Source organism: Chamaesiphon polymorphus CCALA 037 (assembly GCF_003003845.1).
GTDB lineage: Bacteria > Cyanobacteriota > Cyanobacteriia > Cyanobacteriales > Chamaesiphonaceae > Chamaesiphon > Chamaesiphon polymorphus.
The window spans coordinates 1-5,751 of record NZ_PVWO01000377.1 but is presented as its reverse complement, the minus strand read 5'-3'; the positions used below and the strand labels follow the sequence as shown (position 1 = coordinate 5,751).

At 41.1% G+C, this 5,751-nt stretch carries 9 protein-coding genes; 4 read left to right on the top strand and 5 right to left on the bottom strand.

The annotated features are described in order from the left end of the window. Positions 1 to 89 precede the first annotated feature (89 nt). Positions 90 to 302: a hypothetical protein gene (locus tag C7B77_RS22190; RefSeq protein WP_106309996.1), complete on the top strand. Its 213-nt coding sequence runs from the start codon at positions 90 to 92 to the stop codon at positions 300 to 302. After that, positions 303 to 482 (top strand): hypothetical protein, encoded by a 180-nt coding sequence (locus tag C7B77_RS22185; protein ID WP_106309993.1) that lies wholly within the window; start codon positions 303 to 305, stop codon positions 480 to 482. Between the two features lie 378 nt (positions 483 to 860). On the opposite strand, the gene C7B77_RS22180 is transcribed toward C7B77_RS22185, so the two are convergent. The 4 genes from C7B77_RS22180 to C7B77_RS22170 form a co-directional block, all read right to left on the bottom strand. Further along, complete coding sequence (locus C7B77_RS22180; RefSeq protein WP_106309990.1) at positions 861 to 1,463, bottom strand: hypothetical protein; 603 nt, start codon at positions 1,461 to 1,463, stop codon at positions 861 to 863. Positions 1,464 to 1,541: 78 nt separating this feature from the next. Further along, a complete protein-coding gene (locus C7B77_RS29380; protein ID WP_146138449.1) occupies positions 1,542 to 1,733 on the bottom strand; it encodes a hypothetical protein in 192 nt (63 codons plus the stop codon). Positions 1,734 to 1,781: 48 nt separating this feature from the next. After that, a complete protein-coding gene (locus C7B77_RS22175; RefSeq protein WP_106309987.1) occupies positions 1,782 to 2,399 on the bottom strand; it encodes a hypothetical protein in 618 nt (205 codons plus the stop codon). An 87-nt stretch (positions 2,400 to 2,486) separates the two neighbouring features. Beyond that, entirely contained in the window at positions 2,487 to 2,678 is a 192-nt protein-coding gene (locus C7B77_RS22170) for a DUF6887 family protein (protein ID WP_106309985.1), read from the bottom strand. An 89-nt stretch (positions 2,679 to 2,767) separates the two neighbouring features. On the opposite strand from C7B77_RS22170, the gene C7B77_RS30320 reads away from it, so the two are divergent. Further along, positions 2,768 to 2,911 (top strand): hypothetical protein, encoded by a 144-nt coding sequence (locus tag C7B77_RS30320; RefSeq protein ID WP_181243970.1) that lies wholly within the window; start codon positions 2,768 to 2,770, stop codon positions 2,909 to 2,911. Here the strand turns inward: C7B77_RS30320 and C7B77_RS22165 are convergent, their stop codons facing one another. Further along, on the bottom strand, positions 2,912 to 3,589 hold the full coding sequence (locus tag C7B77_RS22165; protein WP_106309982.1) for a DUF6882 domain-containing protein: 678 nt from the start codon (positions 3,587 to 3,589) through the stop codon (positions 2,912 to 2,914). It abuts the gene before it with no gap. Between the two features lie 157 nt (positions 3,590 to 3,746). On the opposite strand from C7B77_RS22165, the gene C7B77_RS22160 reads away from it, so the two are divergent. Beyond that, on the top strand, positions 3,747 to 5,751 hold a 2,005-nt coding region (locus C7B77_RS22160), incomplete at its 3' end, for an AAA family ATPase (protein WP_146138448.1).

The following is a 5,751-nucleotide window of genomic DNA, read 5'->3' as shown; positions in this document are numbered from 1 at the left end:
GATGTGTATAAGAGACAGCGATTGTCAATCTCGCTACCAAAACCGAATGGCAGCTATTTACAAGATTTGGCGAAATAACAGAAACATTGGTGGTGCTATCCGAACTCAAAAACGTCGCGCAAGAAGCTAGCGAAGCCTTCTCTCGATTTAGTAGCTTACAATTAAAAGTAGCCACCGCTCAACCTGAAATATCTGCTGCGCTAGCTAAACTGGCAATGGATTCCAAAGAACGGATCGAAATCAGAATTCCAGCTTGGGAGCGGAGCATCGAAGAAATCCTTTTAACTTGGAGACTTCCTTAAATGAATAGCCCACAAATACCAGATCTTGCCACCCGCGAACGATCGATCGCTAATCTCCGCCAAACTCGTAGAGAAATTGCTGAATTCAATCGAGAATTAGCAGAAATAGAAGCTCAACTCGATCGAGAATTATATGTTCAAAAATTAGCACGGATTGGTAAAAGTGTGCCGACAGTTTAGGATCGAACGATTCAATTCAAACTGCTTAATGACTGAGTTGTATACTTTCTTCAACTTGAGGGAACACTTGGGTTTCGTAAATTCATTCCCACGTCGAGCAAATTCTTCTTTGCTCTATTTAAGCTTTCCAACTGTCATAGGCTTGACCTCATTTTAGCTGTTATCTCTTCATTTTACATGCTCGATCGAGTCGTTACGATCTATTGAATCTAATTCACCGACTATCTCAAATAATTGTAATCACTCGATCGATCCTATCCCTGTTTAAAAATTCTCGATCGGAGACGATCGACAACATCCACACTCGATCGAATCTGTGATTACTTACTTCTATCTACTAACTCTTACTAGATTAAACGATAGAACGCGTCGATGCCATCATTTAAAATTACCTTTCAACTTTTTTAATGGAGCTTCAAGAATTGTCAGCGGTTTATCCAACCATTCGCTAATTTCATATGCCAACCATTCAACCTCTGTGTCATGATTGATGCCACTACGAAGTGCTCCGAGTTCGATCGAGTGTTTTCTAATTTTAAACTCGACGAGAGCGAAACCATCGCTATCAGAATCAGCATAAAAGCTATTTCGTTTAAAAATAATTTCGGTAATTTCTCGCTTGGGACGTTGATGGCTAACTTTCCAACCAAATAAGGTTTCAATTAAACAGATTTCATGTCTATTAATACGGAAATAGGTTTTGCCAAATAAAACGAACAAACAAGTATAAACAAGGAAGACACCAATTCCACAAAAAGGTAATTGAAGAAGCATGAAAATGATACTAATCATAAACGGTATCTGAGTTAAACCGAAAAATCCGCCTACAACAGAATAATTCCAAAAAACAGTAAATATTATCAAGACTAAAATTTCTAGACAAAATCCAAATGGCGGAATATATATCTCAAAAAAGTCGCCATCTTTGGCGATCTGAATTTTAGTATTAAAAGACTTATTGCCGAAATCGATACTTCTCATACTGGCTCATTCGGATTATACTAATCTATCTACAATTCTTTAATCCCACATTCCGCAAAATTAGAAGATATACTGCCATTATTTACTTATATTTAACCACTCCTTAACGATTCGTTCTTGTACTTCCACAGTTATATCTGCTGTTACGATCGTGGCATTAGGACGAGGACGTGCCACAAACTCATCTCTACAGATTTTTGATTTTATGGGGATTCGATCGATCCAATACATTCGATCGACCATTCGATCGACCATCCGATCGTTATGCATAGCTTTCTACAAACAATAAATGTTGTCAGATATTATTCATTTTGGCTATTAACATGTGGGCCGTTCGATAATCATCAGCGGTTTATCTAACCATTCACTAATTTCATACGCCAACCATTTAACCTCAGATTCAGTTTTGACAACACCACGAGCTGGATCGAATAACCTGCCACCCCAACGTCCACAAATCGAGATAGATTTTGTCTCTGATTCACATCTTAGCTCGGCAGATCCTGTAATGAAATCTCCATCAGAATCTCTATAAGAGTAGCTATGGGTAAAAATAATTTTAGCGATTTCTCGCTTAGGTATGGTGATTTCACGGTGTATCTTCCGACCGAACAAGGTTTTCGTTAGAGAGATTTCATGCCTGTCTATCCGAAAAGAAATTTTTCTGAACAGAATAAATACACAAGCATAAACAAGAAAGATCCCGATCGCACAATAAGGCAATAAAGAAAATAGAGACCTGTGGAAATCTGGAAGTTGAAGTTGCTCTCGTATAATTAAGATGAGCAATCCATCCCAAAAAAAAGTAAATGGAGCCATGAAGAAAATCGACAGATGATATTCATATGGTGGAATACATATCTCGAAAAAATCGCTAATTTTAGTAATTTTAATTTTAGTACGATCGGGCTTATTCCTAAAATCGATAGTCTTCATAGTTGTTTAGTTGGATTGGGCTAATTCTCTCCACTACTAAAATACCCAAATCTATTCTCTGGATTGACTTATTCGATCGAACCCATCCTATTTACATCGATCGACTAACTCTTTGATAATCCGCTCCTGTTCTTCTACTGGCGTATCTGCTGCTACGATCGTAGCATTAGGACGAGGACGATCGGCAAACTCATCCCATGCTTCTTTATCATCTCTATGAGCTAAAACATATCGTCTCAATTCATTAAGAGTCATAGCTTGAAAGTTATGTTTAGACATTTTTGTACTTCCATAGTCATTTTCGATCGAGATTCCTCTCGTACATATTATGATATGACATACGCTCGAAATCGAGGTAGGGGCAATTCATGAATTACCCCTACCTCGATTTCTCGACACATCGGCAAAAAGTATGCAATTATCTAGATATCACCAAGATCGATCCAATACTTGCCAACAATCTCATCTTTGGTGCAGATTATCCCCTCGATCGTCACATGACGAGTACATAATTAAGTTGCTAACAACTTTGACTGGAGAGAAGCACCGATTTCTGCGATTCGCTGTTGAGAATCGAATATTATTTTAATTGCATCATTGCCACGGATAGCGTTAATTTTATCTTCCGACAATTCGAGGGTAAACCCTTGTGAATTGAGAAAAGACTCACACATAATCCAATGCTCGACATTCACATTAGAAATAACGTCAGTAATTATCTCGATTGCTTGAGCCGCATCAACATAGGGGAAAACTTCATTGGGGACATTGAAGACCAGAAAAAATAAGGCCCCACCAGAATAAGGAGCACGATAATAACAACAGTTATCATTTAAACCTGATGCAGTAAGGGAGATAGAATGTCCGTCAGTGACATCCAGTGAAAAACTTCGATTTGTCAACTCTTCGATAGTATGCTGAGTACCAAAATCGCGTAAAGCATTGCAAGACTGCAATATATTTGTTGGGAAATTGCTACCCTCATTAGCCCAAGCCCATAGCCATGAATTATCTCCCTCTGCTTCTGTACCTAGTAATTGAATCTGATACTGAAGATCTCTGCCAAATGTTACTACTCCTTGCTTGATATTGACATTAAAATTTCGATCTCCGAGCAATTGTCCAAATTGAATTTGTCTGGCAAATGCTGTTCCAACGTGCTGTGAAAGAAGCTTCGTGAAGGCATTCATAATCGATGATGTAAGTTCTACTATTATTGAGTGTTCCCGAATATCTACTCGATGCTTTCACAAATCAACAAACCGATTAGACCCAACAGACGCTACATAATAGAGAATCTCTGCTAAGATAAACTCTTGGGAAAATGCGGACTCGCGCCGCCAAGGGATGCATCTAGAACTTATGGTACACATCAAACAGGTAGAACTGTCCCATTTCAAGTCCTTCGGTGGTACTACCAAAGTCCCGATTTTACCCGGTTTTACCGTGGTATCGGGGCCGAATGGTTCCGGTAAGTCGAATATTCTCGACGCACTATTATTTTGTCTGGGATTGGCTAGCTCCAAGGGGATGCGGGCGGAACGGTTGCCGGATTTAGTCAATCACGATCGATCGAATCATAAGGGCGCGTCTGAGGCGATTGTGACGGTGACATTCGATTTGGAGAATGAGGATGAGCCAGCACCAGAAATTGAGGTTGTCGATATTAGTAGTGTTTCCCCTGCTCCACCGAAGCAACGGTTGGCGAATGAGTGGGTGGTGACGCGGCGGTTGCGGGTGAATGCTCAGGGTGGTTATACGTCGAATTATGCGATTAATGGTGAGGCTTGCAACCTGGCGGAGTTGCACGAGCAATTAAACGCGCTGCGGATTTATCCTGAGGGCTATAATGTCGTGTTGCAGGGGGATGTCACCAGCATCATCTCGATGAATAGTAAGGAGCGGCGGGAGATTATCGACGAGTTGGCTGGTGTGGCGGCATTCGATCGCAAGATCGATCGCGCTAAGGATACACTAGATGAGGTCAAGGAAAAGGTCGAAAAATGTAATATTGTCGCCGCAGAATTGGTGGTGCAACGGGATAAGTTAGCTCAGGATAAAATTAAGGCTGAAAAGTACCAAAGATTGCGGACGGAGTTTCAACAGAAATCTGTCGAAGAGGTGGTCTTAAAATGGCAGAATTTACAACAGAAACAGGCGACAATTCAAACAGATTTAGGTAAAGGAAAAATTGCCCTGGGTGAGTTGGATAAACAACTCGTCGATTTGCAAGGGGAAATCGGCACTACGACTGCGGAAGTCGAACGCTTAAATGCGTGCGTGCGGGCATTAGGTGAAGAAAAACTTTTAGCTGCTCAAGCGGAATTGGCCACACAACAGGCAGAGCAGCGACAACTGACACTGCAACAAGAAGAGCTGACAGCGACTCGATCGAATACTCATACCAACCAACAGCAATCGGCTAGTCAATTAGCTAATTACGAGCAAGAATTCCATCGATTAACTAGCGAACAACAGCAGTTAGAAACTACTCAGTTGAAAAAATCGATAACCGATCGCGATGAAGCTAAATATCAGTTAGAATTAACTAAAGAGAAAGCTAGCTCGATCGCGTCTGCATCGACGGCGTGGGTAGAGGAACAAACTCAAGTTAGTCGGCAGATAGAAACTACGCTGCAACAATTAAGTAAACAGCGCACAGCCCAAGCGCAACTCACCGAACGTCGAACTCAGCTAACTGCCAAAATTGCTGAAGAAACCGAACGCTTGGCAACCGTTACGCCAGAATTAGCTGCGAACCAAAATAAGGTTTCGGAACTAGAAAATAAACTCGCTCAAGCTACTGGCGAACTGGCTGTATTAGAAAATAGACTAACTGCCGTTCAATCGAATGTAGATACCCAACTAGAAACCCAAAAAAGATTATTACAAGAACAAAGAGATAAACAGCGATTAGTCGATAAATTAGAAGCTCAAAATCAAGTCCAAGCCGAAGCCCAAGGTACCTTCGCGACTAAAATTATTAAAGAAGCAAAAATCCCTGGCGTTTATGGATTGGTAGCGCAATTAGGTAACGTCGCTCCGGCTTATCAATTGGCTCTCGAAATTGCTGCTGGTGCGAGAATGGGTAACCTAGTCGTCGAAGATGATGGCGTCGCTGCTCGCGCGATCGAAATTCTCAAACAAAAACGCGGCGGACGGGCGACATTTTTACCGTTAAATAAGATTAATGCTCAACCATTAAAAGAGAATGCCGCACTCAGAGCGACTCAGGGTTTTATCGATTATGCCGTTAATTTGGTGGACTTCGATCGCGATTATGAGAATATCTTTAATTATGTCTTTGGTGGTACAATCGTATTCGATAGACTCGATCGAGCGCGGAGTTTAT

Excerpts from the sequence above, each read along its gene's own strand:
- C7B77_RS22180 (WP_106309990.1), bottom strand. The coding sequence starts at position 1,463 with ATGAGAAGTATCGATTTCGGCAATAAGTCTTTTAATACTAAAATTCAG.
- C7B77_RS22175 (WP_106309987.1), bottom strand. The coding sequence starts at position 2,399 with ATGAAGACTATCGATTTTAGGAATAAGCCCGATCGTACTAAAATTAAA.
- C7B77_RS22185 (WP_106309993.1), top strand. The coding sequence starts at position 303 with ATGAATAGCCCACAAATACCAGATCTTGCCACCCGCGAACGATCGATC.
- C7B77_RS29380 (WP_146138449.1), bottom strand. The coding sequence starts at position 1,733 with ATGCATAACGATCGGATGGTCGATCGAATGGTCGATCGAATGTATTGG.
- C7B77_RS22165 (WP_106309982.1), bottom strand. The coding sequence starts at position 3,589 with ATGAATGCCTTCACGAAGCTTCTTTCACAGCACGTTGGAACAGCATTT.
- C7B77_RS22170 (WP_106309985.1), bottom strand. The coding sequence starts at position 2,678 with ATGTCTAAACATAACTTTCAAGCTATGACTCTTAATGAATTGAGACGA.
- C7B77_RS30320 (WP_181243970.1), top strand. The coding sequence starts at position 2,768 with ATGAATTACCCCTACCTCGATTTCTCGACACATCGGCAAAAAGTATGC.